2 protein-coding genes are annotated in these 1,087 nt (G+C 46.5%); one reads left to right on the top strand and one right to left on the bottom strand.

All coding sequences use genetic code 11. The features are described from left to right. Positions 1 to 323 (bottom strand): hypothetical protein (locus QUA56_RS36685; protein ID WP_333368949.1); only part of this gene is annotated, 323 nt, incomplete at its 3' end. 544 nt (positions 324 to 867) lie between these two features. On the opposite strand from QUA56_RS36685, the gene QUA56_RS36680 reads away from it, so the two are divergent. Beyond that, positions 868 to 1,087, top strand: a 220-nt coding sequence (locus QUA56_RS36680; RefSeq protein ID WP_333368946.1) for a hypothetical protein, incomplete at its 3' end; no start/stop codon positions are given.

The following is a 1,087-nucleotide window of genomic DNA, read 5'->3' as shown; positions in this document are numbered from 1 at the left end:
CTGTTTCGCTTAGGGAGAGTTCGTTCTCCCACCCAAGCCAACCATAAGGGTGGAAACGGCTGACCGTTTGACATGGGATTCATCCTTTCGACAAGTATTAAATTGACTCTCTGTCCAGCGGCACGATAAAAATGTAAGTCCTGCCATTGCCTGACTCGGACTTGTCCCAACTTTGGGTGTTCGTCAATTTCAATCACAGCATCCGCTTGGAGCCATGTGGTTGGGTCAGAGAGCTTCATTCTTTGTCCATGTTTCCGTGGTCTGCCGCGACCACTATAGGCTGGTGGTGCTGACCACAAGCAGGCATTGCTTCGGACTCTCATTAAACAATCAGCTTGAATTTCGGATTGAGCTAATACCCAACTTGCATTGCCATATTCGGGCGTCTAAGACTGCTAAGACTGGATTGATGCTCTGTTCACAAACAAATTTGAGTTGGGAAGCTGCTTGAAGTATCGCTGAAGACCCACTATTAATTCGTTCATGTAGTAGGGGTAGGGCCCAACTTCCTTGAGATTCGGGTATCCACGCAAGGGTACTGTACCCTTGTCCAATAATTACGCCTCCCTGATATTCATGGGTTCTGTCTTTTAATGTTTTGGCATCTGGTCGCCGCCATGCAGTATGATCGATTGCCACTAATATGTGTTCCGTTGGGGGTGCTTCCTCCTGTAATTGCTCCAGATACAGCAACATCAGTTTTTTCCGGTCTGGCCTACAGTCTTGCAATGCCTCGTAGACGCTTGACCATTGACGATGGAATAATGGATTGAGCGAAAATTCCGCCAAACAAGCCGCATTCGGGCGTGGTCATCACTGCATCCATGAGCTCGAATGTTGCATCTTTTGCTTTCACCAATAACTTGTATGCTGCTTGACGAAAGTCCTTTAATCGTTCACTGTTCATTTAAGGAGTGGATGGGTTTATTTTTCACCCTCATTCTCTCCCAAACGGTGGCTCTAGTTCTTCTTTTGCCACCGTTCTCATCTTTATTTAGTCTAAACTCCAGTCAAATATTTCTGTCATTAATTGATGAAGCTTTTCGGGCCCATGAGTCGTGGCGCAAGACGAAGGAGCAACTTACCT

The sequence above is a fragment of the Microcoleus sp. N3A4 genome, assembly GCF_036701805.1.
Taxonomy (GTDB): Bacteria; Cyanobacteriota; Cyanobacteriia; order Cyanobacteriales; family Microcoleaceae; genus Microcoleus.
Note: the sequence above shows the minus strand (reverse complement) of the source record. Positions and strands in the feature narration are given on the sequence as shown.